This window comes from Serratia sp. K-E0102, assembly GCF_029962625.1.
Classification (GTDB): domain Bacteria; phylum Pseudomonadota; class Gammaproteobacteria; order Enterobacterales; family Enterobacteriaceae; genus Serratia; species Serratia sarumanii.
In genome coordinates this window covers 82,962-109,637 of sequence record NZ_CP124754.1, presented here as the reverse complement: position 1 = coordinate 109,637, position 26,676 = coordinate 82,962, and the positions used below count along the sequence as shown (strand labels likewise).

Annotated in this window: 18 protein-coding genes and 1 tRNA gene; 3 read left to right on the top strand and 16 right to left on the bottom strand. The window is 62.6% G+C overall.

Features of this window, described 5'->3' with window-relative positions:
• Positions 1-40: 40 nt before the first annotated feature.
• From bcsC to bcsR, 6 genes are all read right to left on the bottom strand, one after another.
• The gene (bcsC, locus tag SSARUM2_RS00470) at positions 41-3,514 is read right to left on the bottom strand and encodes a cellulose synthase complex outer membrane protein BcsC (RefSeq protein ID WP_060453007.1); all 3,474 of its coding nucleotides are present in this window, start codon (positions 3,512-3,514) and stop codon (positions 41-43) included.
• Entirely contained in the window at positions 3,496-4,608 is a 1,113-nt protein-coding gene (bcsZ, locus tag SSARUM2_RS00465) for a cellulose synthase complex periplasmic endoglucanase BcsZ (protein ID WP_039568333.1), read from the bottom strand. Before bcsZ ends, bcsC begins: the two co-directional genes overlap by 19 nt.
• A gap of 5 nt (positions 4,609-4,613) precedes the next feature.
• Positions 4,614-6,920 (bottom strand): cellulose biosynthesis cyclic di-GMP-binding regulatory protein BcsB, encoded by a 2,307-nt coding sequence (gene bcsB / locus SSARUM2_RS00460; RefSeq protein ID WP_049233741.1) that lies wholly within the window; start codon positions 6,918-6,920, stop codon positions 4,614-4,616.
• A gap of 62 nt (positions 6,921-6,982) precedes the next feature.
• Entirely contained in the window at positions 6,983-9,586 is a 2,604-nt protein-coding gene (gene bcsA, locus SSARUM2_RS00455) for a UDP-forming cellulose synthase catalytic subunit (protein ID WP_049233739.1), read from the bottom strand.
• Entirely contained in the window at positions 9,583-10,323 is a 741-nt protein-coding gene (bcsQ, locus tag SSARUM2_RS00450; protein ID WP_049233737.1) for a cellulose biosynthesis protein BcsQ, read from the bottom strand. The genes bcsA and bcsQ overlap by 4 nt, the downstream gene beginning before the upstream one ends.
• A 3-nt stretch (positions 10,324-10,326) precedes the next feature.
• On the bottom strand, positions 10,327-10,518 hold the full coding sequence (bcsR, locus tag SSARUM2_RS00445) for a cellulose biosynthesis protein BcsR (RefSeq protein ID WP_033649881.1): 192 nt from the start codon (positions 10,516-10,518) through the stop codon (positions 10,327-10,329).
• Between the two features lie 189 nt (positions 10,519-10,707).
• Here bcsR and bcsE point away from each other — a divergent pair, with 189 nt between their 5' ends.
• Genes bcsE through bcsG form a run of 3 tightly spaced genes read left to right on the top strand, consistent with a single transcriptional unit; the run spans position 10,708 to position 14,118 of the window.
• Positions 10,708-12,276 (top strand): cellulose biosynthesis protein BcsE, encoded by a 1,569-nt coding sequence (gene bcsE / locus SSARUM2_RS00440; protein ID WP_033649882.1) that lies wholly within the window; start codon positions 10,708-10,710, stop codon positions 12,274-12,276.
• The gene (bcsF, locus tag SSARUM2_RS00435) at positions 12,263-12,466 is read left to right on the top strand and encodes a cellulose biosynthesis protein BcsF (RefSeq protein ID WP_004934139.1); all 204 of its coding nucleotides are present in this window, start codon (positions 12,263-12,265) and stop codon (positions 12,464-12,466) included. Before bcsE ends, bcsF begins: the two co-directional genes overlap by 14 nt.
• Complete coding sequence (gene bcsG, locus SSARUM2_RS00430) at positions 12,463-14,118, top strand: cellulose biosynthesis protein BcsG (RefSeq protein WP_033649883.1); 1,656 nt, start codon at positions 12,463-12,465, stop codon at positions 14,116-14,118. Before bcsF ends, bcsG begins: the two co-directional genes overlap by 4 nt.
• Before the next feature lie 299 nt (positions 14,119-14,417).
• Here the strand turns inward: bcsG and dppF are convergent, their stop codons facing one another.
• From dppF to uhpA, 10 genes are all read right to left on the bottom strand, one after another.
• Positions 14,418-15,407, bottom strand: coding sequence for a dipeptide ABC transporter ATP-binding subunit DppF (gene dppF / locus SSARUM2_RS00425; protein ID WP_033636613.1), 990 nt, complete (start codon positions 15,405-15,407; stop codon positions 14,418-14,420).
• The gene (gene dppD / locus SSARUM2_RS00420; RefSeq protein ID WP_004934132.1) at positions 15,404-16,384 is read right to left on the bottom strand and encodes a dipeptide ABC transporter ATP-binding protein; all 981 of its coding nucleotides are present in this window, start codon (positions 16,382-16,384) and stop codon (positions 15,404-15,406) included. Before dppD ends, dppF begins: the two co-directional genes overlap by 4 nt.
• 15 nt (positions 16,385-16,399) lie before the next feature.
• Positions 16,400-17,302 (bottom strand): dipeptide ABC transporter permease DppC, encoded by a 903-nt coding sequence (dppC, locus tag SSARUM2_RS00415; protein ID WP_025304838.1) that lies wholly within the window; start codon positions 17,300-17,302, stop codon positions 16,400-16,402.
• An 11-nt stretch (positions 17,303-17,313) separates the two neighbouring features.
• Positions 17,314-18,333 carry a dipeptide ABC transporter permease DppB gene (dppB, locus tag SSARUM2_RS00410; RefSeq protein ID WP_033636611.1) on the bottom strand — a complete coding sequence of 340 codons (1,020 nt, stop codon included), beginning with the start codon at positions 18,331-18,333 and terminating at the stop codon, positions 17,314-17,316.
• 170 nt (positions 18,334-18,503) lie between these two features.
• Positions 18,504-20,111, bottom strand: coding sequence for a dipeptide ABC transporter periplasmic-binding protein DppA (dppA, locus tag SSARUM2_RS00405; protein WP_019452584.1), 1,608 nt, complete (start codon positions 20,109-20,111; stop codon positions 18,504-18,506).
• A 601-nt stretch (positions 20,112-20,712) separates the two neighbouring features.
• A complete protein-coding gene (locus SSARUM2_RS00400; protein WP_033653995.1) occupies positions 20,713-22,404 on the bottom strand; it encodes a glycosyl hydrolase family 18 protein in 1,692 nt (563 codons plus the stop codon).
• A 424-nt stretch (positions 22,405-22,828) separates the two neighbouring features.
• A tRNA-Pro gene (locus tag SSARUM2_RS00395) sits at positions 22,829-22,905 on the bottom strand.
• Positions 22,906-23,025: 120 nt separating this feature from the next.
• On the bottom strand, positions 23,026-24,357 hold the full coding sequence (locus SSARUM2_RS00390) for an MFS transporter (RefSeq protein ID WP_033650009.1): 1,332 nt from the start codon (positions 24,355-24,357) through the stop codon (positions 23,026-23,028).
• A gap of 95 nt (positions 24,358-24,452) precedes the next feature.
• Entirely contained in the window at positions 24,453-25,997 is a 1,545-nt protein-coding gene (uhpB, locus tag SSARUM2_RS00385; protein ID WP_060439299.1) for a signal transduction histidine-protein kinase/phosphatase UhpB, read from the bottom strand.
• Complete coding sequence (gene uhpA, locus SSARUM2_RS00380) at positions 25,994-26,584, bottom strand: transcriptional regulator UhpA (RefSeq protein WP_049235495.1); 591 nt, start codon at positions 26,582-26,584, stop codon at positions 25,994-25,996. Before uhpA ends, uhpB begins: the two co-directional genes overlap by 4 nt.
• Positions 26,585-26,676: the final 92 nt, after the last annotated feature.

The following is a 26,676-nucleotide window of genomic DNA, read 5'->3' as shown; positions in this document are numbered from 1 at the left end:
ACTCCCCGGTGTCCGACACTCCGAATCTTTCCCCTCCCGGCTACTTGAAGTCGGCGTAAGGCGTCAGCGGCTGCGGCGGCAAATCGAGATCCCCCTGCCAGCCGGCCAGGGAATAGCGCAGATAAATCAACGCGTGGCTCGGCGTATAGTCCTTCGCCTGTTGAATGTCGATACCGGCGCCGAGCGTCCAGTGCGAACTGAGACGGCGTTCGACGATCGCCCGCAGCGTATAACCGACGCCGCTCGAGGAGCTGCCGTCCTCAACGGCGAACTTATCGGGCAGCGAATCCGGGATCAGCCCCTGCAGCGGATAGCGGCGCTGGCTGTCGGTTTTCGAATGGGACAGCGAAACCGAACCGCCCAGCTCCCACGACCAGTTCTCGGTGCGCTGGCGATAGTTGACCGGCAGCGACAGCGACAGATATTGCTGCGGGCTGTAATAGCCGCCCTGCCCCAGCGAATAGCCGCTCAAATCCTTCTGGTAGTGCCACAGCATGGTATTGAGCCCGACGCTCAGGCGGCGATTGTCTTCGTTGATCAGCTTGTAGTAGTAGCCGGCCATCAACCGCTGCCGCTGGTTATCCGCCACGTTCTTGCCGGTAATCTGGTGCGCACTGAGATCGGCCCACACGCCGTTCGCCTCGCCGCGATCGTAGCTGGCGCTCAGGCTGACGCCGGTAGCGCGCACGCCGCCCCAGGTGATGCCGGTGTTCGGATCCTTGGCGCCGCCGAACGCCAGCAGCGAGCTGGAGATAGGCCGCCGCGAGGCTGCCAGCGTCCAGCCGATGTGGTTCCAGTCGCCGCTGTAGGCCAGCCCGCCGGTCCAGTCGACCACCTCGAAGCCCATCGGCGTCGTACCGATATCGGCGGCCCAACGATCGTTTTTCCAGCCGGCCGCCACGCTGGTGCCGGTGGATTTCTGATGTTCATCGCCGCGGCACCCTTGCGTATTGCAGGTGCCGAAGGTCTCGTAGTATTTGCCGCTGCCGTCGGTCGAGAAGCGGCCGGCGTCCAGCTGCACGGTGTCGGTGCGCAAAAAGGCGCGCCCGTCATACAGCGGCATGTCCACCTGCAGCATGGTGTCATGCGCATTGAAGTCGGAAATACCGCCGGTGCCGCTCGAGCGCCAGTAATCGTGATCGAGCGTGACGTTCACGTCTTGCTGCCGGTACAGATCCGCGGCCTCGGAACGGATGCCGCGTTTCAGCCAGTCGTCGCCCGGGTTATTGCGCGTCAGAGAGGTGTAGGTGTCATTGTCCTGCGGCAGCGTCGGCGTGATGCCGCCGGCCACCATCGCCTGGCGGTAATCCTGCTGCGCCCGCTCCGGCTGCCGCTGCGCCCGTTCCAGACGGGCGGCGTCGCGGTAGATCAGCGCCTTGGTCTGCCCCACGGGCTCCGCGGCCGCCGCCGTTTTCAGCCGACCGAAGATAGCTTCGGCCTGCTGCGGATCGCCGACCGCGCCCCAGGCGTTGGCGACCCGCCGTTGGCTGTTGAGCGAAGCGTCTTGCGGCTGCGGTTCGGTTTTCAGCCGCTGGCGCGCCGCGTCCAGATCCCCCTGCGCCACATAGGCTTCAATCTCGCCCAGTTGCGCATCCGGGTTATTCGGTTCACGCCGTTTCACCCGCTGATAGTCGTCCAGCGCCGCCGCATACTCCCCGCGCGCCAGCGCCCAGTCGGCCAGCAGCAAATCGATGCGCGTGTCCGCCGGCTGCCGGCGCAGATAGGCTTCCGCCGCCGGTTCGTCACCGGCCGCCCGCAGCCGTTCGGCATGATCGATCACCGCCTGCATTTTCAGCCGCTGCGCCAGCTCGCGCATGTTGTCGTTCCACTGCGCAGCAGGCAGCGTATTGAGCTGCGCCAGCGCCTGATCGTCGCGATCGCTACCGGAAAGGTAGAGCGCATAGGCGTAGACCAACTGCGGATTGGTACGCTGACGCTGCGCCAACTGTCGGAATAAGGCATCCGCCTGCTGCGGCTGCCCGGCCTGGCGCAGCGCCTGGGCGTAGCGGTAGGTCAGCCAGACGTCGTCGGGATCCATCGGCTGGGCGCGGCGATAGATTTCCGCCGCCTGCCGCCACTGCTGTTGCGCCGCCAATGCCTCCGCCTGCTGTTTCAGCATATCGAGCCGCAGTCCGTCGAGGGTGCTGCGCAGTTTGGCCTGCTGGCTGCCTGGCAGCCCATTAAGGTAGGCCAACGCTTTTTCCGGCGACTGCCGTTGATAGATATTCACCAGGCCGCGCAGCGCGCTGCCGTTACCGGGATCGCGCCGCAGCGCCTGCCGATAAAACCCTTCCGCTGCGGCGTCATCTTTGCTCGCCACCGCCACATCGCCCAGGCCGATGAACGCGTCGCCGTCGCGGTCGTCGAGTTGGCGCGCCTGCTGGTATTTCTGCCTGGCCAGCGCGAGATTGCCGGCCTTCAGCGCCTTGTCGCCTTCGTCTATCGCCAGCCAGTAACTGGTGCTCTTGATCAGGCTTTGCCACTTGCCGCTGTCGTAGCCGTTCGTGTCGGCGGCAAGCGCCTGGCGGAACAGCTTCAACGCCTGCGGGCGGTTGCCGGCGCGCGAATAGGCCTGGCCGAGCGCGCCCAGCACCTCGGCGTCGTTCGGCGTCGCCGCCAGCGCCTTTTGCAACGCCGGAATGGCCGCCCGGCTGCCGCCTTTATCCACCTGCGCCAGGCCGCGCACCCGCGCCTGATACGCCGGATCGGCCAACAGTTTCTGCTGTCTGGCCAGCTCTTCGCGGGCGCTGGTCGCCTGATCGCCGGTATCGAACACGCCGAGGAAACGGTTGAGCGCCGCCACGCTTTGCGCGCTGACCGGCATCGCTTTGACCTTGTCCAGCCACAGATCGGCGGCATCGCCGCGCCCGGCCGGATCGGCGGCGATCTTCTGCAGCAGCTCATAGGCCTGCGCGTCCTGGTTCTGACTGAACAGCATGCGCGCCAGCGACATGCGCAGCGCCACGTTGCCGGAATATTGCTGATCCAGCGCCTGCAGCTGCTTCAACGCCTTCGCCTCCTGCCCCGGCAAACGCGCCACCAGCCGCCAGTACTCCACCGCCAGATCGAGCGTCGGCGGCTCGCCGTGGAACAGCGCATCGTACTGCGCCTTGGCCTCCTGCAACCGGCCGGCGGTCGCCATCAGGCGCGCCTGCTGCAGCTTCTGCCGGGTTTCCGGCTGCGTCAGCAGCATGTTCATTTGCGCCTGGCGATAGGCGCTGGACTGCGGCGCGAGGGTTTTCAGCTTGTCCAACTGCTGCTGCGCCAGCGCCATATTGCCCTGCCGCAGCGCCAAACGCATGCGCGCGGCGATCACGTCCGGGTTGTTCGGATCCATCAACTCTAGCCGGTACAGCGACTGGCGCACCAGATCGTCCTTGTTACCGGCCTCGCCAATGCGCACCTGTTCCAGCAGCCACTGCTCCGGGGCCACGGCTTCCGCAGCGCGCGCCTGCGGCAGCATCGCCAGGCTCAGCGGAATCAAATTCAGCCAGTTTATTTTGAAGTTGTGCATTGGCCGTCCCACGAGGGTTGCAATTCACCCTGACGATTAAAGCGATAACGTTGTTGATCCCACCCCTGGCCGAACAGCGTCAGCGAGGCGCTGAAATAGGCGTCGTCCCCCGGCGGATGTTCGCTGATGCGTTGCCGCTGTGTCGCCAGCGCCTCAGCCTGCGTCGCCAACATCGGCAACATCGAGGCGGAAAAGCCGACCGGGCCGCCGCCGGTGGTTTTGCCGCTGGCGGTATCGGTTTTCTCCGGCGGCACGCCCTGTTTGGCGGTGAGCTGCGCCATCGGCTGAAAACGTTCGAGCAGCGCCGCCTTGTATTCATCGTCGTCCGCCAGCATGCCGGCCCACAGATAAACCCGAATGGCGTCGTAGCTGCCGACGTTCGGCTTGACGGGATCCGGCTGCCAGCCGGCGCCGACCCGCCACACCACCCAGTCCGGCGAGAAACCGTGCGGCGCGGTGTCCAGCCACAGCCGTTGATTGACCTGGCGCATCGCGCGCCACGGGCCGTTCAGCGCCGCAAAACGTGCCAACAGCTGCGGCGGCAGGTAGCTGGGATTCAGCCGCCAGCGATCGTCCGTCACGAACCCGACTTTGCCCGGCAGCAGCATCAGGCCCAGGCCGGGAATGTCGGCCACCTCCTCGCGGCCGATGCGTTGCAGCAGCAGCGTCCCCAGGGTTTGATAGCGCCGGCTTTTCCACAGGCGGCCGGCTTCGAGCAGGTTGTAGGCGATCCACAGATCGGCGTCCGACGCCGAGTTGGCGTCCAGCACCTTCCACTGTTTGTCGTCGCTCTCGCCCCACAGCCAGGCGGGCAAACGGGCGCTGAGATCGCCCGCCGCCAGATTGTTCTCCGTCCAGGCCAGCAGCAGATCGAAGGTCGGCCGGTCGTTGGCCACCAGGGCGAAGAACAGGCCGTAGCTCTGCCCCTCGGAGGTGGTGATTTTGTTCGGGCTGCTCGGATCGATCACCCGCCCCTGCGGGCTGATGTAGAACTGCTTGTACTGTTGCCAGCCCGGCCACTCGCAGGCCGCCGCGGCGCTGAAGGCGCACAGCAGCAGCATGCCGAGCGACAGGCGTTGCAGCATGGCGTTCACCGCCGTCAACCCCGATCTTCAGGCGCCAGACGACGCCGGCTGAAGGCCTTCAGGCCACGCCACAGCATCAGCCCCAGGATCACCACCAGCACCACCGCGATCACCGCCAGCAGCACCGGATGGGTAGAGAGGGCATACCACAGCCGCTCCCACCACGGCAGGTGGCCGACATAGTAAATATCGCCGACGCGTAGGCTGTTGACCCCCGATTCGCGGATCACCGCCACCGAGCCGAATACCGCGGCGCGCTTGCCGCTGTCCAGCAGGGCATTGTTCAGCAGCTCATAGCCGCGCGGGCTGTCCGCCAACAGCGCCACGATGCTGCGCTGGTCGTTGAACGGCGACTGCACGCCAATGATCGCCGACATCGCCCCCTCGGAGCTGACGGCGGTCTTGCTGTCCGGCCGGGTATCCTCCGCCAGCGCTTCCGCGCTGGGCAGCGGCGGCTGCCGCGTCGGCTGTTTCACCCAGCTTTGGGTCGCGTCCACCAGCAGGCTGATTTTCTTGTCGTCGCGCAGCTCCGGCGGAATGGTGCCGACCATCAGGATATCGTCGTCGCGATCCTTGGCCTGCGACCAGTCATCGCTCAGCGTGAAGGCCAGCGCCGGGTAGCCGGTTTGCGCGCCGATCACGCCCAGCGCGTTCAGCAGCGCGCTGACCTGCGCCGGCTGCGGTTTCTGATTCACCAACACCAGCGTTTGCGACAGATCCGCCAGGCGGCTGAACGGGAAGCCGGCGTTGGCGAAGGCGCGCAGATCCGGCATCGCCATAAAGTGGCGGTAGCCGGAGAAATCGATGGTGGACGCGCCGTCGATCACCGCGTGGTTTTGCGTGAAGGAGTAGGTTTCACAGCGCCCTTCCGCGCCGCTGGCCAGCAGCGTGGTGTAGTCGAAGTCAAAGCGCAGCTGGTTGGTGGCCCCCAGCCGCAACGCCGGGATATTGACGTTCTTGTCGGAATCGAGCAGCCCCTGAGTCAACGGCAGGCGCAGCAGCTGCGCGCCCTGCTCGTGCTCCGGCACCAGCGAGTAAGCCTGCACGAACTGGTTGTTCAGGCTGACGCTCAGCCGCGAACCGTCCTGAATGCGCGGCGCGGTGTAACGGTATTTCAGGTGCATGTCGATGCCGGTGCTGCGGATCAGGAACAGATCCGGCGGCAGGTTCATGGTCAGCGAAATCGGGCCGGGCTCGATGCCGCTGGTTTGCAGCTGCTCGGCGTACTGCTGCAGCTCGGCGAAGGTCATCGGCCGATCGGTGCGCACCCAGTTCGGCGCGTCGTACGGCTGGCGCGGCGCCAGCTGTTCCACCTTGTCCACCGTTACGTTCTGGCCGCGGAACAGGATGTTGCCCTGCGCGATGCCCTTCACCGCGGTGATCAAATCGTTGTCGTCACGCCCCTGAATCAACAGCAGTTTGACGTACGGATTGTCCGGGTGGCTGATCATCTCCACCGTCGGGCCGTTGACCGCCGGATAATCGCGCAGGAAATCCGGGCGCTGCGAGTTGGTGGCGAACACCACCGCGTGCTGCGTCGGCAGCGCGTTGTACAGCGTCGGGAAGGATTGCCCGCGCCACTGCCCCTTGCTGCCGAACCAGGACGCCAGAATGCCCGCCGCACGCTGCTGAGCGAGATCCGGCTGGCCGGCGAACACCATCGGCAGCGTCAGCGGCCGATTATCGCGGCTGTCGAAGAACGGCTCAGGGAAGTGCGACAGCTCGTTTTTCACCGGCAGCGTCTGGAAACGCAGCTTCAGCGCGCTGGACTTGCTGACGTCGAGCCACAGCGAGGTGCTGGCCGGGTTTTCGCAGATATTTTGATAATGGCCGACGAACACCAGCCGAACGCGGTTAAAATCGGTGATATAACGCGGATCGATCGCCATCTGGATGCGATTGGGCTTGCCCAGCTGCTCCTTGGCGATCGTGGTCACGCCCATCAGCTCGTCGTTCAGGTAGACCTTGACGTGCGACTCCACCGGGATCAGCGCCGGCGACGGCGTAAACTCCATATCGAGCATCGCCTGCGAGACCACCTCGTCGCTGCGCACGCCGAATTCGATCTGCCCGTCCGGCCGGGTGCCGCGCAGAACAAAGGTGCCCGGCGGCGGCGCTATCTGCGCAAACGGCAGCGACACGTCGCGCACCGGCGCATTCGGATCCTGCGGCGCGGCGGCCAGCGGTGGCGCGATCGCCGTATCGGCCGCCGCGGCAATCGGCGGCTGGGCCGCCACGGTCGGCGCGGTGGCGGTTTCGGCCTGCGACAGGGTGCTGATGCCTAAGGCCAGAGCAGTTAACCAGGTTATTTTTCTCGTCATCGTATCATCATCAATGTTGGAGCCTGTTCACCGGGCGAGTGAGCGGGCGGTTGAACTCGCAGCTAACCCACTGTTTCTTGTTGACCCAAGGTCGGATCCCTGCCGACGCCGCGCGGAATAAACGACACGACCCAGGCGGTCAGCGAGGTGACCCCGACCAGCAGACCGCGCACCAGCGGCGGCGCGTAGTCCGCCATGCGCACATACCCCCGGAAGCCCAGCGCCAGCACGTCGCGCAGGCTTTCGATCGGCCGGTCTTCGGGGAACCCGTCCTGCCACAGCGCCCAGGTATCGGCGCGGGCGAAGGTGCACTGAATGAAATCGATGTGTTCGCGGGTGGAGAGGTCGACCAGGCGTACCCCCACCTTGTTGCCGAAGGCGCGCGTCACCACGCAGGGGAAGCTGTACTCCTGCTGGCCGCGCTTGAGCAGCAGCGAGAGCTTGTCGCCGTCTTTCAACGCGTTTTCCACCCGCATCTCAATGCCCACGCCGCCGTCGGAGTAATCGCGCAGCGTGCAGGGATACAGATGGCCGTCGGCGCGCGCGATCGCCGCCGGCATGGCGATTTCCACGCGGTGCGCCTGACGCACCTGCTTGGCCTCCACCGCCACCGCCACCGCACCGCCGAGAATCGTCATGTTGTACAGCACCCACACCAGGCTGATGATCACCGTCATCACCTCGTCCGTCGGGCCATAGGCCAAGCGCCAGACGCCGAACGCCAGCCCGGCCAGGTTCAGGATCACCAGGAACATGTAAGGCCGGGTGATCACCCAGTCGACGTGCTCCTCCTCCACCAGCCCGCCCTTGGCGGTGACGTTGAATTTGCCCTTGTGCGGATTGAACAGCGCCACCGTCGTCGGCCGCGCGATATACCAGGCCAGCACCGTTTCATAGATTTCGCTCCAGAACGAATGGCGGTATTTCCCCTGGATACGCGAGTTGGTCAGGCTGGCGTGGATCATGTGCGGCAGCACGTAAAGCGCGATCGCCAGCGCCGGCGCGAAGATGATGTAAGCATGCAGCAGCAAAAACGCCAGCGGCGCGGTGAGGAAGATCAGCCGCGGAATGCCCGACAGGAAGTGCAGCATGGCGTTGGCGTAGCACAGGCGCTGCGCCAGTTTCAGCCCCTTGCCCAGCAGCGGGTTGTCCAGCCGGAAGATCTGCACCATGCCGCGCGCCCAGCGAATGCGCTGGCCGATGTGCGCCGACAGGCTCTCGGTCGCCAGCCCGGCGGCCTGCGGAATGCGGATATAGGCCGAGGTGTGCCCGCGCCGGTGCAAGCGCAGCGAGGTGTGGGCGTCTTCGGTGACGGTTTCCACCGCGATGCCGCCGATTTCGTCCAGCGCGCTGCGGCGCAGAATGGCGCAAGAGCCGCAGAAGAAGGTCGCATCCCACATGTCGTTGCCGTCCTGCACCAGCCCGTAGAACAAGGTGCCTTCGTTGGGCGTCTGACGGAAGCGGCCGAGGTTGCGCTCGAACGGATCCGGCGAGAAGAAGTGGTGCGGGGTTTGCAGCATCGCCAGCTTTTTGTCTTTGAAGAACCAGCCCATGGTCAGCTGCAGGAAGGATCGCGTCGGCACGTGGTCGCAGTCGAAAATCGCCACGAACTCGCCGGTGGCCTGCTTCAGCGCGTTATTGATGTTGCCGGCCTTGGCGTGTTCGTGGGTCGGCCTGGCGATGTATTTCACCCCCACTTCGGCGGCGAACGCCCGGAATTCAGGGCGGTTGCCGTCATCGAGGATATAGATATTCACCTTCTCTTTCGGCCAGTCGATGCCCAGCGCCGCGTAGATGGTGGGCTTCACCACCCCGAGATCTTCGTTGTAGGTCGGCACCATCAGATCGATGGTCGGCCAGGTGGCGCTATCGGCGGGCAGCGGCACCGGCTGGCGGTTAAGCGGCCAGATGGTCTGGAAATAGCCCAGCACCAGCACCACCCAGGCGTAGGTTTCCGCCACCAGCAGCAACAGGCCGCACACCAGGCTTAGCGGGTCGTCCCAGTTCAGCGTGGCGGTATAGCGCCACCACAGGTAGCGACAGGAGACGGTCAGCGACAGCACGATCAGCATCAGCGCGGGCAAACGCCCCGGCACCCGGCGCACCACCATCGCGATCCCCCACAGCAGCAGGACGAACACGAACTGCGCCGGCAGATCGAACGGTTGCGAGATGCACAGCATGGCGAGGATCGCCGCCAGCACGCTGACCAGAATAAACAGCGCGCGCCGCATGCCGCGGTTCATGCGGCCGAGGCGCTCCACCGAGCGCTGTTCCACGCCGGCGTTCTTCAGCCGCTGCGGCAGGCCCTGCAGCCAGTCGGCATAGCGCTGCTGCAGGCGGCGCCAACCGGCGAAATAGTCGCGCTGCACCGGCGCGCGGCCGCTGCGAAACAGCAGCAGCCACAGCCCTTGCAGCAGATAACGCAGCGCATCCGCCGGGCGCGGGCGTTCGGCGGACAGATGCGGGAACCAGTAAGCGCGGCCGGTACGCACGCGCTGCCAGGCCGGCGACTCGAAGCGCAGCAGCAGCCAGCCCAACGCCACCAGCAGCGTGGCGAAAAAGGCGGTCAGCGCCGATGCGCCATTGCGGCGATAGCCGCGGTAGCGCGTCTGCACCGCCTGACGCACCGGCGGCACCAGCAGCAGGCTCAATACCCGGCTCATGGCGCAACGCCCCGTTTGAGATTGATCAGGCACCAGTTGGCCAGCGTCAGCACTTCATCCGCCGCCAGGCTCTCGGGGCGGTACTCACCCAACGGCTGTTTGACCGCCAGCGCTTCCGCCAACGCTTCGTCGCGGTGGATCACCACCGGCAACAGGCCGCTCAGCGTTTGCAGCCACAGCTGATGCAGATCCTGCTGCAGCTGGCTGGCGGAGGAGTAGTGATTGACCAGGAAACGGCAGTCGTTCGGCAGTGTCTGCTGATGGAGCCGCACCTGGCAATTGGCGTCGGGGTTCAACAGCATGAACACACAGTCGGCAAGCTGCAGCGCCTGCTGCGCCAGCACGCCGTCCCCAACCGGGACATCCAGCAGGATCCAGCGCTGCGGATCGCCGGCGATCAGTTGGCGCACATTGTCGCGCCAGCGTTCCGGCTGCTCCCGACACTGACGCTGCACTTCCAGCCGTTCCGCCGCATTCAGGCAGCCAAAGGGCAGAAAGTCGAGGTTTTCACAATAACGCAGCGCGCCTTCCTGCCAGCCGCCGCCATCCCGCTCCGCGCGAGCCCAGCCGCGCGCCAGCTCGAACGGCGTGTTGAAATGCAGGCGCAGCAGATTATCCGGCGTGAAATCGATCGCCAACACCGACTCACCCAGCTGCTGCAACGCCCAGGCGAGCGCCGCCGTGACCGACGTCGTCCCCATTCCACCCCGCAACCCTTGCAGCGCGATCACCGGCATAGATCAATGGCTCCCCGTGGTCTGCGCCAATTCGGCCAACAGTGGCCAGCGCGTCATCATTTGCGTTAACCGCTCCTGCCGGGAAATATCGACATAGCTTAATTTCGGCAATGAAAAAGCTTGGCTGAGCGCCTGCAGGTCATCCTGGCTCTCCCCAGGCGCCGCTGCACGAAAATGGGTGGGTGCGTTATTCATTCTTCCGCCTTGGCGAAAATAGGCTATGTTAATTAACTATAGCAACGATACAAAAAGAGAGAGGCAATAAGATGATTCTCAACAAATATTGTTGCAGAGCGTAGGAGATTTGTTATTGCCAGAGTAAAAATGGCTATCTTTATATATAAACGCCTTTAGTCGGCTTTCAACGAAAGTAGAACACATCCTATGGCGCACTCTTTTTCTCTAGGCATTCGGCAGATTTGGGAAGAGCTGTCGGTGATGCAGGCCCCCGGGCTTTATTGGATCAATATCGACAGGCAAAGCGACGCCGCGCTGCTGTGTCGCCAGGTCATTGCCGCCCAGCCGGCCACCCGCAAAGTCGCCCTGATCTGCAGCGGCGACAAACCCGACCGCCTGTTGGCCGAGCTGGCTTCGCCCGCGTTGCAGAAGCTGCCGCTGTATCAATTACCGGAGAAAAAAGCCGCGCTGACGCAGCTGAGCGACGATCTGATGCGCGCCCTGCGGCCGCAAAATCGCTTACTTATCCTGCTGGCCCACGCCAGCCTGTGGCAAACCTTCACCACCGAAGAGCTGCGCGAGTGGACGCGCGCCCTCGCCGCCTGGCTGCGGCGACAGGGCTGCACGCTGTTGATTCTCAGCCACGGCGGCGGCATCAATAAGCTCAAAGGGCAGCTCAGCGCGCAGCATCGCATCCTGAACGGCCTGTCCAGCCTGCAATGGCAACAGGACAGCGCGCAATATCTGGTGAACTGGTGGAGCACCGAAAACGGCATCAACGCCAATCAGCTGCTGACGCTGTACGCCGCGGAAGGCGGCTGGCAGGGTGAGGATGAAAACAGCCAACCCTCCCCCACCGCCTTGCGCAGCGATGAAGGCCTGTATCTGGCCGAGCGCAGCATCCTGGAAGGCGCGCCGCCGCTGTCCGCCAACTGGCAGCTGCTGGAGAGCAACGACGAACTGGCGCAGCACGGCATGCTGAGACTCTCGGCGACGTTGATTTTCGCGCTGTACCAAAGCGACCAAATCGATCACCTGGCGCACCAGATCCACACCCTGCGCCGCAGCCGCGGCAACGGCCTGAAAATCGCGGTGCGCGAGATGAGCGCCAGCCTGCGCTACAGCGACGAGCGGCTGCTGCTGGCCTGCGGCGCCAACCTGATCGTGCCGCACGTCGCGCCGCTGTCGCGTTTTCTGACCATGCTCGAGGGCATCCAGGGGCAGCGCTTCTCGCGCCATGTGCCCGCCGACATCGATGCGCTGCTGGCCGGTTTGCGCCCGCTGCAGCTTAAAGGCTATATGCGGCCGGAACCGTTCAGCCAGGCGGTGCTTTCGCTGATGGGCAACACGCTGCTGCCCGAGGACGGCAAAGGCGTGATGGTGGCGCTGCGGCCGGCCACCGGCCTGCGCGCCGAACAGGCGATGACCCTGTGCCACCTGCGGCGCTTCGGCGACGTGATGACCGTGGTGCAGGGGCGGCTGGTGCTGTTTCTCTCCACCTGCCGCATCAACGATCTGGATACCGCGCTGAGGTTCATCTTCCGCCTGCCGGTGGATGAAGCCTTCAGCAACCGGGTGGTGTGGCATCAGGACGTCGATATCATTTCGGAAATCAAACGTATGGCCCAGGGGCGCTGGCAGATTTCGGCCACCGGCACTGCCGGCGCCGCGCCGCGCCCCCGCGAGACGGCGGCCGAGGCGCCCGCAGAACGGCGGCAGCCGGTCGCCTTCACGCTGACGCTCGGCCCGCAGGAGGAACCGCATGCTGAACCTTAACGACATCGTGCAACTGATCCTGCTGTGCGCGCTGATCTTCATCCCGCTGGGCTACGCCTTTCACCGGCGTTTTCCGCATTTGCGTCAATACTGGCAAAACCTGTTGTTATCGCCGCGCTATTTGAAATCCGCCGGTTTGTGGGTGCGCACAGGCTCCTCATCTCAGATTAAACGTAAGAAGCAGCCATGAATCCAAACTCGAAGACGCAATCCGATAACGCTCTATGGCGCTACTGGCGCGGACTGGGCGGCTGGAACCTGTACTTTCTGGCCAAATTCGCCCTGCTGTGGTTCGGCTACCTGAACTTCCACGCGCTGCCGAACCTGGTGTTCATGGCGTTTCTGCTGATGCCGATCCCGTCGCAGCGCCTGCATCGCTGGCGCCATTACCTCGCCATTCCGATCGGCATCGCGTTGTTCTACCACGACACCTGGCTGCCGGGCATCAACAGCATTCTCAGCCAGGGTTCGCAGCTGGCCGGCTTCAGCGCCCAGTACCTGCTGGAGCTGATCGGCCGCTTTATCAACTGGCAAATGATCGGCGCGGCCTTCGTGCTGTTTATCGCCTACCTGTTCGTCGCGCAGTGGGTGCGCGTCACGGTGTTCACCGTGGCGGCGCTGGTGTGGCTCAATATCGTCAACATCGCCGGACCGGCAGTCTCGCTGCTGCCCGCGACCTCCACGGCCGCGGCCGGCGGCGCCAATACGCCGGCCACGTCTGCGCCGGCGGCGGGGGATGCTGCGCCGGCAGACAGCCTGCCGCCGACCAGCGCCAACCTGACGGCCTACCTGAACCAGTTCTACGAGCGAGAAAAAGGCCGCACCACCGCGTTCCCGGCCAGCTTGCCCGCCGATGCCCAGCCGTTCGATCTGCTGGTGATCAACATCTGTTCGCTAGCCTGGGCCGATATGGACGCGGTCAACCTGCAAAATCACCCGCTGTGGTCGAAGATGGACATCATGTTCGACAACTTCAACTCGGCCACCGCCTACAGCGGCCCGGCGGCCATCCGTTTGCTGCGCGCCAGCTGCGGCCAGCTTTCGCATCGCGATCTGTATCAGCCGGTGAACCAGCAGTGTTACCTGTTCGACAACCTGGCGAAGCTCGGCTTCAAGGAACAGCTGATGCTCGATCACTCCGGGGTGTTCGGCAACTTCCTGAAAGAGCTGCGTGAACAGGGCGACATGCAGGCGCCGCTGATGTCGCAGGCCGGCATCGGCAACGAGCTGACGTCGTTCGACGGCGAGCCGATTTATAACGATCTCGAATTGCTGACCCGTTGGCTGGATCAGCAGCAAAAAGGCGGTGACGGCCGCACCGCCACCTTCTTCAACGTCATCCCGCTGCACGACGGCAACCGCTTCGTCGGCTCCAACAAGAGCGCCGACTACCCGCCGCGCGCACAGAAGCTGTTCGATCAGCTGAACACCTTCCTCGATCAGTTGGAGAAATCCGGCCGCAAAGTGGTGGTGGTGATCGTGCCGGAACACGGCGCGGCGTTGGTGGGCGACAAGATGCAGATGTCCGGCCTGCGCGACATTCCCAGCCCGAATATCACTCATACGCCGGTCGGCATCAAACTGGTGGGCATGAAGGCGCCGCATCAGGGCAGCCCGCTGCAGATCAAAACGCCGAGCAGCTATCTGGCGCTGTCTGAACTGGTGTCGCGTCTGGTGGACGGCAAGGTCTTCAGCGAACCCAGCGTCGACTGGCAGGCGCTGACCCAGGGGCTGCCGCAGACCCCGGTCATCTCCGAAAACGACAACGCCATCGTGATGCTGTATCAGGGCAAGCCCTACATTCGCCTGAACGGCGGCGACTGGGTGCCTTATCCGCAATAAGCGCAGCCTCATTCACCCAAAGCACGCCGTCGGCGTGCTTTTTTATTGGGTTTTTATAATAAAAATGGCGAACGCTATCGGCCGAAATAAACTTATTAACAGCAACCCGTTGAATTCTCTTATTCGATTATTATTATCGTGCGAAGATTCTTAAAAATATAACGTTTTGTCAGAATGACGTTAAGAGCATAATTTAAAAGACGGGTTGTCACGATCGTCTACTGACCAACCCTTTGATTGAATAATAAAAAACGCCGGCGCTGTGCCGGCGTTTGGTTTAGACAGGAAAATCCGGCGCTTCACGCCCCCGGATGTTCGTCCTGATCGACCGCAAAGCAGGCCACCATCTGCTCACCGTACTGTTTGAGCTGCGGCTGCAGCTGAACGCAGGTGCCGAAGGCGCGGCGGCAGCGGGCATTGAACGCACAGCCCGGCGGCGGATTCATCGGGCTGGGCAGCTCGCCGGTCAGCTTGATGCGCTCGCGGCGCATATCCGGATTCAATCGCGGCGTCGCCGACAGCAGCGCCTGAGTGTACGGATGGCGCGGATTGTTGAAGATCGCCTCTTTGCTGCCCTTTTCCACGCAGCGGCCGAGGTACATCACCATCACCTCGTCGGCGATGTGCTCCACCACCGACAGATCGTGCGAGATGAACACATAGGACAGCCCCAGATCCTGCTGCAGATCCATCATCAGGTTCAGCACCTGAGCGCGCACCGACACGTCCAGCGCCGACACCGGCTCATCGGCGATCACCACGTCCGGGTTCAGCATCAGCCCGCGGGCGATGGCGATACGCTGACGCTGGCCGCCGGAAAACATGTGCGGGTAGCGGTCGTAATGCTCAGTCTTCAAGCCGACCTTCGCCATCATCTCCAGCGCTTTTTCCCGCCGTTCGGCGGCGCTGAGCGAGGTATTGATCAACAGCGGCTCCTCGAGGATCTGCCCGACCTTCTTGCGCGGGTTGAGCGATCCGTAAGGATTCTGGAACACGATTTGGATCTTCTGGCGGCGCAGCTTCTCGGCAGAGGCGTCCGGCTTCAGCAGATCCTGCCCCTGGTAGTACAGCTCGCCGCCGGTCGGCACTTCGATCATCGTCAGCAGGCGGCCGAGCGTCGATTTGCCGCAGCCCGACTCACCGACCACCGCCAGCGTTTTGCCGCGCTCCAGGGTGAAGGAGACGCCGTCCAGCGCCTTGACCAGCCGCTCCGGCGCGAACAGGCCCTTTTTCACCGGGTAATGCTTCTTCAGGTCAATTGCCTGCAGTAAAGGTTGATTCTGGCTCATACGGTCGGCCTCCCCGCATCATCCAGCGGTGTGTGACATTTAACCTGACGGCCGGGAATGCTGCGCAGCTCCGGCTCCTCGTTGCGGCAGCGCTCGTTGGCGTAGGGACAACGCGGGTTGAGCAGGCAGCCGGTCGGGCGATCGTATTTGCCCGGCACCACGCCCGGCAGCGAAGCCAGCCTCGCCTTGTCGGCGGCGAACTCCGGCAGCGCGCGCAGCAGCGCCTGGGTGTACGGGTGGCGCGGGGCGCGGAAAATCTCCGCCGCCTTGCCGGATTCCACCACCTGGCCGGCGTACATCACGATGATGTGGTGCGCAGCTTCCGCCACCAGCGCCAGATCGTGGGTGATCAGCAGCAGCGCCATGTTTTCGCGCTGCTGCAGGTCCAGCAGCAGTTCGATGATCTGCGCCTGGATGGTCACGTCGAGCGCGGTCGTCGGCTCATCGGCGATCAGCAGCTTCGGCCGACAGGCGATGGCCATGGCGATCATCACGCGCTGGCTCATGCCGCCGGAAAGCTGGTGCGGGTACACGTCCAGCCGCGAGGCCGGATCGGGAATGCCCACCTGGGTCAGCAGGTCGATAGCGCGCTGGCGGCGAGTGCGGCGGTTGCCGCCCTGGTGCACCTTCAGCGCCTCCATGATCTGATAACCGACGGTATAGCACGGGTTCAGGCTGGTCATCGGATCCTGGAAGATCATCGCCACTTCGGAGCCCACCAGCTGGCGGCGCTCTTTTTCGGAGATCTTGCGCAGATCCTGGCCGTTGAACTCCAGCTTGTCGGCCATCACCTTGCCGGGGAAATCGATCAGGCCCATGATCGCCAGCGAGCTGACGGATTTGCCGGAGCCGGATTCACCGACGATGCCGACCACCTGACCTTGCTCCACGCTGTAACTGATGCGGTCTACCGCGCGGAACGGGGTGCCTTCGTCACCGAAGTGCACCGAAAGCTTGTCTACATTCAATAACGCCATCTCTCTCGTCCTCTGTTACTGCTTGAGTTTGGGGTCGAGAGCGTCACGCAAACCGTCCCCCATCAGGTTGAATGCCAGCACCGTCAGCAGGATCGCCACGCCGGGGAAGGTCACCACCCACCAGGCGCTTTGCGCGAACTGCAGCACGTCGGAGAGCATGGTGCCCCACTCCGGCGTCGGCGGCTGCGCGCCCATGCCCAGAAAGCCGAGAGCGGCCATGTCCAGAATGGCGTTCGAGAAACCGAGAGAAGCCTGCACGATCAAAGGCGCCAGGCAGTTAGGCAGAATATTGACGAACATCTGGCGCAGCGCGCCGGCGCCCGCCACCCGCGAAGCGGTGACGTAGTCGCGGTTCACCTCCACCAGCACCGCTGCGCGCGTCAGACGCACATAGTGCGGCAGGGCGACGAAGGTCAGCGCCAGCGAGGCGTTGACGATCGACGGCCCGAATACCGCCACCAGCACCAGCGCCAGCAGCAGGCTCGGCAGGGCCAGCATGATGTCGACGACGCGCATGATAATCGCGTCCACCACGCCGCCGAAGTAACCGGCCAGCAGGCCGAATATCACGCCCATGATCAGCGACAGCACCACCACCAGGCAGCCGACCAGCAGCGACAGGCGCGCACCGTACATCAGGCGCGACAGCACGTCGCGGCCCACGTCGTCGGTGCCGAGGATATATTGCCAGCTGCCGCCCTCTTGCCACACCGGCGGCTTGAGCAGCGCGTCGCGGAACTGGTCCGCCGGCGCATGCGGCGCCAGCACGCCGGCGCCGAGCGCGATCACCAGCATCAGAACGATATACACCAGGCCGACCACGGCCCCTTTATTGCGCTTGAAATAGTGCCAGAACTCCTGAAACGGGGTCATCGGCTTCGGCGCACCTTTAACTGCAGACTCAGTGATTTGAGACATGAGAGCGCCCCTTATTTCTTGTGGCGAATACGCGGGTTGACCACGCCGTAGAGCACGTCTACCAGCAGGTTAACCAGAATGATCATACAGGCGACCAGCAACACCCCGCCCTGCACCACCGGGTAGTCGCGGCGCTGCAGCGCGTCGATCAGCCAGCGGCCCAGCCCCGGCCAGGAGAAGATGGTTTCGGTCAGAATGGCGCCGGCCAGCATGGTGCCGACCTGCAGCCCGATCACCGTCACCACCGGCAGCAGCGCGTTGCGCAGCGCGTGAACAACGATCACCCGCATGCGGCTCACGCCCTTGGCGCGCGCGGTGCGGATGTAGTCTTCGCCCAACACCTCCAGCATCGAGGAACGGGTCATGCGCACGATCACCGCCAGCGGAATGGTGCCCAGCACGATGGCCGGCAGGATCATGTGCATCACCGCGTCGACGAAGTCGCCCGGCTCGCCCCAGATCAGGGTGTCTATCAGCATGAAGCCGGTCAGCGGCTGGCTGTCGTCGAGGAAGACCGTGTCGCTGATGCGCCCCGACACCGGCGTCAGGTTAAGCTGCACCGACACCAGCATGATCAGCATCATGCCCCACCAGAAAATCGGCATCGAATAGCCGGTCAGCGAGATACCCACCGCGGTATGGTCAAAGACCGAGCCGCGTTTGACCGCCGCCAGCACCCCGACCGGGATGCCTACCAGCACCGCGAAGATCATCGCGCAAATGCCCAGTTCCAGCGTGGCCTGAAAGCGCGGAACGAACTCGCTCCAGACGGAGATGCGGCTTTTGAGGGAGGTGCCCAGATCGCCTTGCAGCACGTTGGACACGTAGGAGAAATATTGTTGATAGAGCGGCTTGTCCAGCCCCATTTCCGCCATCAGCTGCGCGTGGCGCTCGGCGGAGATACCGCGTTCCCCGGCCATGATGGTCACCGGGTCGCCGGGGATCATATGGACGAATGCAAAAGTCAGCAATGTAATGCCGATAAACGTTGGGATAACTAACCCCAAACGTCGGAGTATGAACTGCAACATATCCCGAACTCTCTGTATCAATGCCCGGCAGCTCATCGTCCGCCAGGCTTATTAACGCTCACATGCCTTTGAACGATTCGACGGCCATACGCCGGAGACTGGTCAGCAGGGGCGCAAACCTGTTGCGCCCCTGCAAGTCCATTCGTGCGTCTCCGGTAAAGCGGTCGAAATCAGTCTACAGAGACATTCTCGAAGTGATGCTTACCGAGCGGATCCACGACGTAGCCTTTCACTTCCTTACGCACAGGCTCGTACACGGTGGAGTGTGCGACAATCAGCGCCGGAGCCTGATCGTGCATCACCACCTGCGCCTGCTTGTACAGTTCGATGCGCTTGTCGTGGTTGGATTCGGCGCGCGCCGGTTGAATCAGATCTTCAAACGGCTTGTAGCACCAGCGGGAGTAGTTGGAGCCGTCTTTCGCCGCCGCGCAGCTGAACAGCGTGGCGAAGAAGTTGTCCGGATCCCCGTTGTCGCCGGTCCAGCCCATCATCACCGTCTGGTGCTCGCCCGCTTTGGCGCGCTTGAGGTATTCACCCCACTCATAGGTCACGATTTTGGCTTTCACGCCGATCTTGGCCCAGTCGGCCTGGATCATTTCCGCCATGCGGCGCGCGTTCGGGTTGTAAGGACGCTGTACCGGCATCGCCCACAGGTCGATGCTGAAACCGTCGGCCATGCCCGCTTCTTTCAGCAGCTCTTTCGCCTTGGCCGGATCGTAAGCGTAATCCTGCACCGCGTCGTTATAGCCCCACATGGTCGGCGGGATCAGGTTCTTGGCCGCCTGGCCCGCGCCCTGATAAACCGCGTCGATGATCGCCTGCTTGTTGACCGCCATGGTCAACGCCTGACGCACCTTCAGGTTATCCAGCGGTTTTTTCTCGACGTTGAACGACAGGTAGCCCACGTTCAAGCCCGGCTGCTCCATCAGGTTGATGGACTTGTCTTGCTTCATGCGGGCGATATCGGCCGGGTTCGGGTACGGCATCACCTGACATTCGTTTTTCTGCAGTTTGGCGTAGCGCACGGAGGCGTCAGGCGTGATGGAGAACACCAGGCGATCGATCTTCGGCTTGGTGCCCCAGAAACCGTCGAATGCCTTGTACAGGATCTTGGAGTCTTTCTGGTATTGCAGCAGCTGGAACGGGCCGGTGCCGATCGGGTTCAGGTCGACCTTCTCCGGCGTGCCGGCTTTCATCATCACGTCGGCGTATTCGGCGGACAGGATGGACGCGAAGTCCATGCCCAGGTCAGCCAGGAACGGCGCTTCCGGGCGGTTCAGCACGAAGCGCACGGTGTTGTCGTCCACTTTTTCAATCTTGGCGATCAGCTTAGGCATGTCCATGCCTTCAAAGTATTCGTAGCTGCCGCCGGACACTTTGTGATAGGCGTTGTTCGCATCCAACTGGCGTTCAAAGGAGAACACCACGTCGTCGGCGTTGAAATCGCGCGTCGGTTTGAAGTCTTTGCTGCTCTGCCACTTCACGCCTTTGCGCAGGTGGAAGGTGTAGGTTTTGCCGTCTTCGCTGACGTCCCACTTCTCAGCCAGGCCCGGCTGCAGTTCGGTGGTGCCGATTTTGAATTCGACCAGGCGGTTGTAGATCGGTACCGAGCTGGCGTCGTAGGTGGTGCCGGAGGTAAACAGCTGCGGGTTGAACCCTTCCGGGGAACCTTCAGAACAGTAAACCAACGTCTTGGCCTGTACGCTGGCCGCCACGGTCAGCGCGATCAGCCCAATGCCGAATTTCAGAACCCCCGATTTACCCAAGGAACGTGTCATCGTTAGTGCTCCATTGTGTGATGTGATGTGTGTCATTGCCGCCAGACCTGTATTTTTTATTGCGTGGCCTGTGCGATCGGCGCCCGAAGGCAGAAGGTGTACGAGGAGAGAATGCCGGATGGAACGCATCGCGGCGGGGACGTCTGAGCGCGTGGAATTCACTCAAACAACTCTCGCTCTTACCCCTGAGGCTATCAAGTTGCCAACTGTTTGGGGTGTCGTCAATATAACCAGTGGGGATTTACGCAGACTGTGAGAAACAGCAAACAAACATAAAAAAAACCTTTTGTTAACACTTCCAGCATGAAAATTTATGCTAAGCGGACATTTTCAGCGCATTGGTCTGACCCTCACAAACTTACTGGTTTTTAACTCCGTTAAAAAACGCCAAAACTTTGTTGCTGAATGATGAATATCTGAACGGTTATTTTTGTGATCGCCGTTAAAGACAGGAGGAAATGCTGAAGGATTACCCAAAAGGGTGAGTCCGATGAGCGCGTTTTGCGCCGGGCAGGCCCACAATCTGTGCGGCGTAAAAAAACTTTCGGCGGCGAAAAAGCCGGGGGCGAAAGGATATCCCCCGGCAACGCACTGCAACCGATTATTGAACGCCGGCGCTGTTGCCCAGGCTGGCGTTCATGCTGTTGAGAATATCGCCGTTGTCCGCGTCGATCTCCCAGGAGAACAGGCCGCCCAACTGCTTATCCAACACGTACTTGCCCTTGGCCTGCACCGAGCGGGCATCGTCGAAGGTGATCAGATCGCCGGTGGAAGGTTTGAACACGTAAGGCGCTTCCGCCGTGGCGTCGTAGGTGTACTGCCAATCGCCGCTCATGAACTGGCTGGCGATTTGGCGGTAGTCCACGATGCCGTTCTCCCAGGTGCCTTTAACCGGCCCGGTGGCGGTGCCGGTGAACGGAATGTTGTTCTGGTAGCCGTTCACCCCGGTCCAGCCGCGGCCATACATGGCGGTGCCGACCACGATCTTGCCCGGCTTGACGCCCTGCGCCAGCAGCGCATTGACGCCGTTCACCGTGGTGTAGGCGGTGTCCGGTTTCCAGGCCGGCGCATTCAGCGCGGTCTGATGCCCCAGGTTTTTCAGATCGAAGGCGCCGTAGAAGTCGTAGCTCATCAGGAAGATGTGATCCATCGAGTTCTGCGCGACGTTGTAAGCCACCTTGTCGATCTTGTCCTTGCCGGCGCTGATGGCGGAGGTCAGCTCATACTTGCGGCCGGTTTCCGCGGACAGCTGATCCAGCATCGCCCGCAGCTCCTTCATCAACAGCACATAGGTTTCCCCGTCCTGCGGGCTGCCCAGGTTCGGGTTGGCACCGTTGCCGCCCGGGAACTCCCAGTCGATATCCACGCCATCGAAGAACTTCCAGGTCTGCAGGAACTCTTTCACCGAACCGACGAAGCGATCGCGCTTCACCTTGTCGCCCATGAAGAAGAACGGGTCGGACAGCGTCCAGCCGCCGATCGACGGCAGGATTTTCAGGTCAGGATGCGCCTGCTTCAGCGCCATCAGCTGGCCGAAGTTGCCCTTGTAGGGGTCATCCCAGGCGGTCACGCCCTTCTGCGCTTTTTGCAGCGCGGCGAACGGATCGTGAATCGAGACTTTGAAGTCCTCGCGGCCCTGGCAGGAGCGCTGCAACGCCTGGAAGCTGCCTTCGATCTCTTTCAGGCTGTCGTTGATGCCGTTGCCGCCGCAGATCGGGATAAAGCCGTACAGCAGATGGGTCAGGTTCTGCGCCGGGATCTTGTCGACGGTGAAATTGCGCCCGTAAACGCCCCACTCGACGAAATAAGAGCCGACCACTTTGCCGGAATTCTGTTTATAGGGTTTATTCTTTTCCAGCAGCGGCTCTTTCAACGGCGCCAAATGGCTGCCGTCGGTGTCGGCCACCACAATTTCGGTGGCGTCGCTGGCGGTGCAGCCGTCGGCATTGCACAACGCCACCTGCATTTGATAACGGCCGCCTTTATTCACTTTAAAATTCGCCGTACCGGAAGCGCCGGTTGAAGGGCCGCTCCACGCCTCTTTGCCATTTAATAAAATTTTTGCCGTCGTGCCGGTGTCGCCATTCCATAAATTCCAGGAGACCGAAACGTCGGCGGCATTTTTTACCTTCACCAGATTATTATAAGCGGTGGCCGCCTGATCGACTTCGACGATGGCGAACTTGGTGTTGCCCCAGGCGATGGTCGGCTTGCCCGGCGCGGCGGCCTGCGCCGCGGAACACAGCGTGCTGCCGATCACCAGCGCCAACAGCGGTTTATTAAATTTGCGCATAACTGATTCCTTTATTCCGAGAGGATAAACATAAAAGAGTTAATCGTCGCCACGCATTGCCGGAGCGAAATGATTCCGCAATAATCCACGAAGATTAACGTTAATAAATAATCACGGTATTTCCCACGCGGCGGGAATAACATATCCCGCGTTGTCCATTCAGACTATAGGTAAAAAAAGCGTGAAAACAAGAGCGCTATCAACCGGGTTTTATTCGGCAAGCATGAATTTATTTAAATATGGAAATAAGAACCTAAAGGGAATAAGGAGTGTGAATTAATTAAGCGTAAAGAATAAATATATTTCACGAGGACGGCAGATTGAGGCACGCCATAAAGCGAAGCCGGCCATATCGGCGGAGGTACTCATCCTCATAAACGACGGGCGAAAAAAACCTGCTTTAAAAAGCAGGTTTTTCGAATGGTGGTCGGCGAGAGAGGATTCGAACCTCCGACCCACTGGTCCCAAACCAGTTGCGCTACCAAGCTGCGCTACTCGCCGATGCGGGGCGCATCTTACTGCTGGCGGTTATAGGCGTCAATCACTTTTTTGCCCCTGCATTTCAAGTGGTGATAAAAGCGCCATAATGCGCTGCGCCGGGGGCTGCGCAGCGTATTTTGCTCAGGCTTTGGCCGGTTTCAGCGCCGGCGTCTGCGCGCGCAGGAACGGCAGCAGGAACAGCGCCGACAGGCAGGCGGCGATGGAAATCACCACGAAGAAGCCGTTCCACTGCCAGATCTCCATCACCCGCGCAATCGGGTAGCCGGACAGCGCCGCGCCCAGGTAGGCGAACAGGCCGACAAAACCGGTCGCCGCGCCCGCCGCATCCTTGTGCGAGCACTCCGCCGCCGCCATGCCGATCAGCATCTGCGGGCCGAAGATGAAGAAACCGATGGCGAAGAAGCAGCAGGCCTGCAGCAGGTAGGTCACGCCCGGCATCAGCCACAGCGCCGCCACCGACAGGAAGATACCGATGGCGAAGATCAGGTTCATCGGGCCACGGTTGCCGCGGAACAACTTGTCGGAACCCCAACCGGCCACCAGCGAACCGATAAAGCCGCCCACTTCAAACAGCGAAATGGCCGAGTTGGCGGTCATCAGCGAATAGCCCTTTTCCTGCGTCAGGTAGAGGTTGCCCCAGTCGTTGATCGCGGTACGCACGATGTACACTAGCACGTAAGAGACCGCCAGCAGCCAGATGTACTTGTTGGTCAGCACGTAGCGTTTGATGATCTCGCGGTTGCTCAGCCCCTGGCCTTCCGATTCCTGCACCAGCTCCATGGCGTCGTTGCGCCATTTGCCGACGCTCGGCAGCCCCAGGGTGGATGGCTTGTCGCGCAGGCGCCAGCACATCAGCAGGCCAAGCACCACGCCGATGATACCGGGGATGATCATGCCGTAACGCCAGCTGAAGTGCAGCGAGATAAAGCCCACCAGCAGCGGGATCAGCGCGCCGCCGACGTTGTGCGAGGTGTTCCAGATCGCCCACCAGCCACCGCGCTCGGAGCGCGAATACCAGCTGGTGAGGATTTTGGAGCACGGCGGCCAGCCCCAGCCCTGGAAGAAGGCGTTGAGGATCCACAGCGTGCCCAGCATCAGCAGCGACGAACTGAGGCCGAAGAAGATATTCAGCACCCCGGTCATGATCAGGCCCAGCCCCATAAAGTAACGCGGGTTGGAGCGATCGCTGATCATGCCGGAGATGAATTTCGAGCAGCCGTAGGTAATGTAGAACAGCGTGCCGAGGATGCCGACGTCGGACATCGTCAGGCCCAGATCGCTCAGCATCGCCGGCATGATGAAGTTGAAACTTTTGCGCGTGAAGTAAAACGCGGCGTAGCCGATGTACATGGTGCACATCAGCTGGATGCGCCAGTATTTGTAGCTGGCGTCGATCTGCCGTTGATCGGTGACCTGCGGCGCGTCCGGGCGGCTTTTAAGGAAAGACCACATGTGGAACCTCAGAGGATTGAATAAAGTGCCGCTATGATGCTCCGCGCGCGCGCGGGAGGCTTACGCCGGATTCCCGACGCGGTTAGGAGTTTTTCCTAGTTTTGCGTTTGCGCCGGCGAAACTGTGGGCAAGATCACACTCAAACAGGCGCCCCCCTCAGCGGTGAACCGCAGGCTGCCGCCGAGGGCGCTGATGCGCTCCTGCATGCCGCGCAGGCCATAGCCCGGCTGATGGTTTTCCGCATCGAAGCCCACCCCGTTGTCGCGGATGGTCAGGGCGATCTGCGGCGCGGCGCCTTTGCGCGGCTGCAGGCGCGCATCCAGCTCCAGGCGGCTGGCGCCGGCGTGGCGGCACACATTGGTCACCCCTTCCTGGCACACCCGGTACAGCGTGATTTTCAGCGTTTCATCCAGCAGCTCGTCCGGCACCTGCCACTGCAGGCTGCTCACCAGCGACGCGTCCTGCGGCAGCGACTCCCGCAGCATCGCCGCCACCGCCGCCGACAGCGGCAGGTTGTTCAGCGCCGCCGGCCACAGTTGAGTCAGCACATCATGCACCCCGTCGTAGACCCGCAGCGCCAACGCATCGATGGTGTCGGCGCAGCCGAGCACCGCCGGCTCCGGCGCCAGGCGTTTGACGATGCTGGCCTGTGTGCGGATCACGGTGATGGTCTGCCCCACCTCATCGTGCAGCTCGCGCGCCACCTCGCGCCGGGTTTGCTCCTCCGCCGTCACCAGCGCCCGCGCCAGCTGGCGGTTCTCCGCCAGCCGCAGCCTCAGCTGCTGATTCAGCTCGCGCTGGCGCTGAATGCCGGCGCCCAGCAGCAGCCCGGTCAGGCTTTGGGCCAGCAGCGACAACAGCAGATCGCGGTGCGACTCCGGCTGCGGCGGCTCGTTGACCATCAGCGCCACGCCGTTGAGCAGCGTCGCCAACAGCGCGCCCTGCCAGCCGTAGCGGTAAGACATGAACACGATAGGAATGGCCAGGCAGAACGGCGCGAAACGCCGCAGCTCGGCGGCGTTCACCTGCTGCTGCAGCCAGATGCTGAACGCAAACAGCAGCAGATAGCTGGCCAGATGGCCCAGACGCAGCTCCACCGGCTTGTGGATCAGCCCCGGCTCCAGCGGCACCCAGATTTGGCGCGCCAGATAGTGCCACAACAGCAGGCAGGTCGGTGCGATGGTAAAACCGCCGGTCAGGCCAAGCAGCAGCGCGCGGGCGCCTTCACCGCTCACCAGCTGCCACACCAGCGCCTGCAGCAAGGCGGCGGCGCCCACCACCGCGCCCTGCAACAGTGGCCAGCGCCATTCGCTGTCGCTCTGCTGATGGCGCAACAGCCACGGCGAGGCCAGCAGGCTGAGCAGCACCGTCAACACCAGCACCGCCACCGACGCCCACAGCGCCGGGCCGTAACCGAACTGGTCCGCCAGCAGCGCCATCAGCAGCAGGTCGGCCAGCAGGATCCCCGGCCAGAAACGGTACGGGCTCTGCAGCAAAATACCCATGCGCAGGCCGAACGGGAACAGCAGCAGCGCCTGCCAGGGCGGGTCGATCAGCGCGGTGCCGATGCCCCACAGGCAAAACGCGCTGGCGGCGTAGATGAAAAACAGCGCCAGCTGGGTGATCAGGCGCTGCGTCACAGGTTCAGCATCCGTCTGGCCAGCTCGACGTTGTTGTTGATGCCCAGCTTGGCGAACAAATTGGCGCGATGCACATGCACCGTCTTCGGCGACAGCCCCAAGGCGGCGGCGATCTCGCGCACCTCCTGGCCCTGCGCCAGCAACAGCGCGATCTCGCGCTCGCGGCGGGTCAACGGATCGACCCTCACCCGCGCCAGCTGCTGCGCGATTTCCGGCATCAGGTAAACGCCGCCGCCGGCGACGGTGCGCACCGCGGTGATCAAATCTTCCGGCTTGCAGCGCTTGGAGAGAAAGCCGCCGGCGCCGCGATCCAGCGCCATTTCCACCAGCGCCGGGTTATCGTGCATCGACAGCATCACCACGCGGATGCCGGAGGGAATGTCCGCCAACAGATCCAGCCCGCTGCCGTCCGGCATCGAAATGTCGCAGATGCAAACGTCCACCTCCAGCCCCGGCAGGCCGGCGCGCGCCTGCGCTGCGCTGCTGAACTCGCCCACCACCTGAATATCGGCCTCCAGCGACAGCAGCTGCACGAAGCCCGAACGCACAATGTCATGATCGTCGATAAACGCCACGCGCAGGGTCATGGAAATCTCCGGTTAACAGGGGGAAGTGCGCAAGTATACCGTATGCACACACCGGAATAATTGATGAAGAGAATGTATTGGGTGAAATTGCC

What these genes read in the sequence shown, in the direction of transcription:
- bcsQ (WP_049233737.1), bottom strand. Translation starts at nt 10,323, where the DNA reads ATGCCGGTGATCGCGCTGCAAGGGTTGCGGGGTGGAATGGGGACGACG.
- bcsC (WP_060453007.1), bottom strand. Translation starts at nt 3,514, where the DNA reads ATGCACAACTTCAAAATAAACTGGCTGAATTTGATTCCGCTGAGCCTG.
- dppB (WP_033636611.1), bottom strand. Translation starts at nt 18,333, where the DNA reads ATGTTGCAGTTCATACTCCGACGTTTGGGGTTAGTTATCCCAACGTTT.
- uhpA (WP_049235495.1), bottom strand. Translation starts at nt 26,584, where the DNA reads ATGACCCTGCGCGTGGCGTTTATCGACGATCATGACATTGTGCGTTCG.
- bcsA (WP_049233739.1), bottom strand. Translation starts at nt 9,586, where the DNA reads ATGAGCCGGGTATTGAGCCTGCTGCTGGTGCCGCCGGTGCGTCAGGCG.
- bcsF (WP_004934139.1), top strand. Translation starts at nt 12,263, where the DNA reads ATGCTGAACCTTAACGACATCGTGCAACTGATCCTGCTGTGCGCGCTG.
- dppA (WP_019452584.1), bottom strand. Translation starts at nt 20,111, where the DNA reads ATGACACGTTCCTTGGGTAAATCGGGGGTTCTGAAATTCGGCATTGGG.
- bcsR (WP_033649881.1), bottom strand. Translation starts at nt 10,518, where the DNA reads ATGAATAACGCACCCACCCATTTTCGTGCAGCGGCGCCTGGGGAGAGC.
- bcsB (WP_049233741.1), bottom strand. Translation starts at nt 6,920, where the DNA reads ATGACGAGAAAAATAACCTGGTTAACTGCTCTGGCCTTAGGCATCAGC.
- SSARUM2_RS00400 (WP_033653995.1), bottom strand. Translation starts at nt 22,404, where the DNA reads ATGCGCAAATTTAATAAACCGCTGTTGGCGCTGGTGATCGGCAGCACG.
- bcsE (WP_033649882.1), top strand. Translation starts at nt 10,708, where the DNA reads ATGGCGCACTCTTTTTCTCTAGGCATTCGGCAGATTTGGGAAGAGCTG.
- SSARUM2_RS00390 (WP_033650009.1), bottom strand. Translation starts at nt 24,357, where the DNA reads ATGTGGTCTTTCCTTAAAAGCCGCCCGGACGCGCCGCAGGTCACCGAT.
- dppC (WP_025304838.1), bottom strand. Translation starts at nt 17,302, where the DNA reads ATGTCTCAAATCACTGAGTCTGCAGTTAAAGGTGCGCCGAAGCCGATG.
- dppD (WP_004934132.1), bottom strand. Translation starts at nt 16,384, where the DNA reads ATGGCGTTATTGAATGTAGACAAGCTTTCGGTGCACTTCGGTGACGAA.
- bcsG (WP_033649883.1), top strand. Translation starts at nt 12,463, where the DNA reads ATGAATCCAAACTCGAAGACGCAATCCGATAACGCTCTATGGCGCTAC.
- dppF (WP_033636613.1), bottom strand. Translation starts at nt 15,407, where the DNA reads ATGAGCCAGAATCAACCTTTACTGCAGGCAATTGACCTGAAGAAGCAT.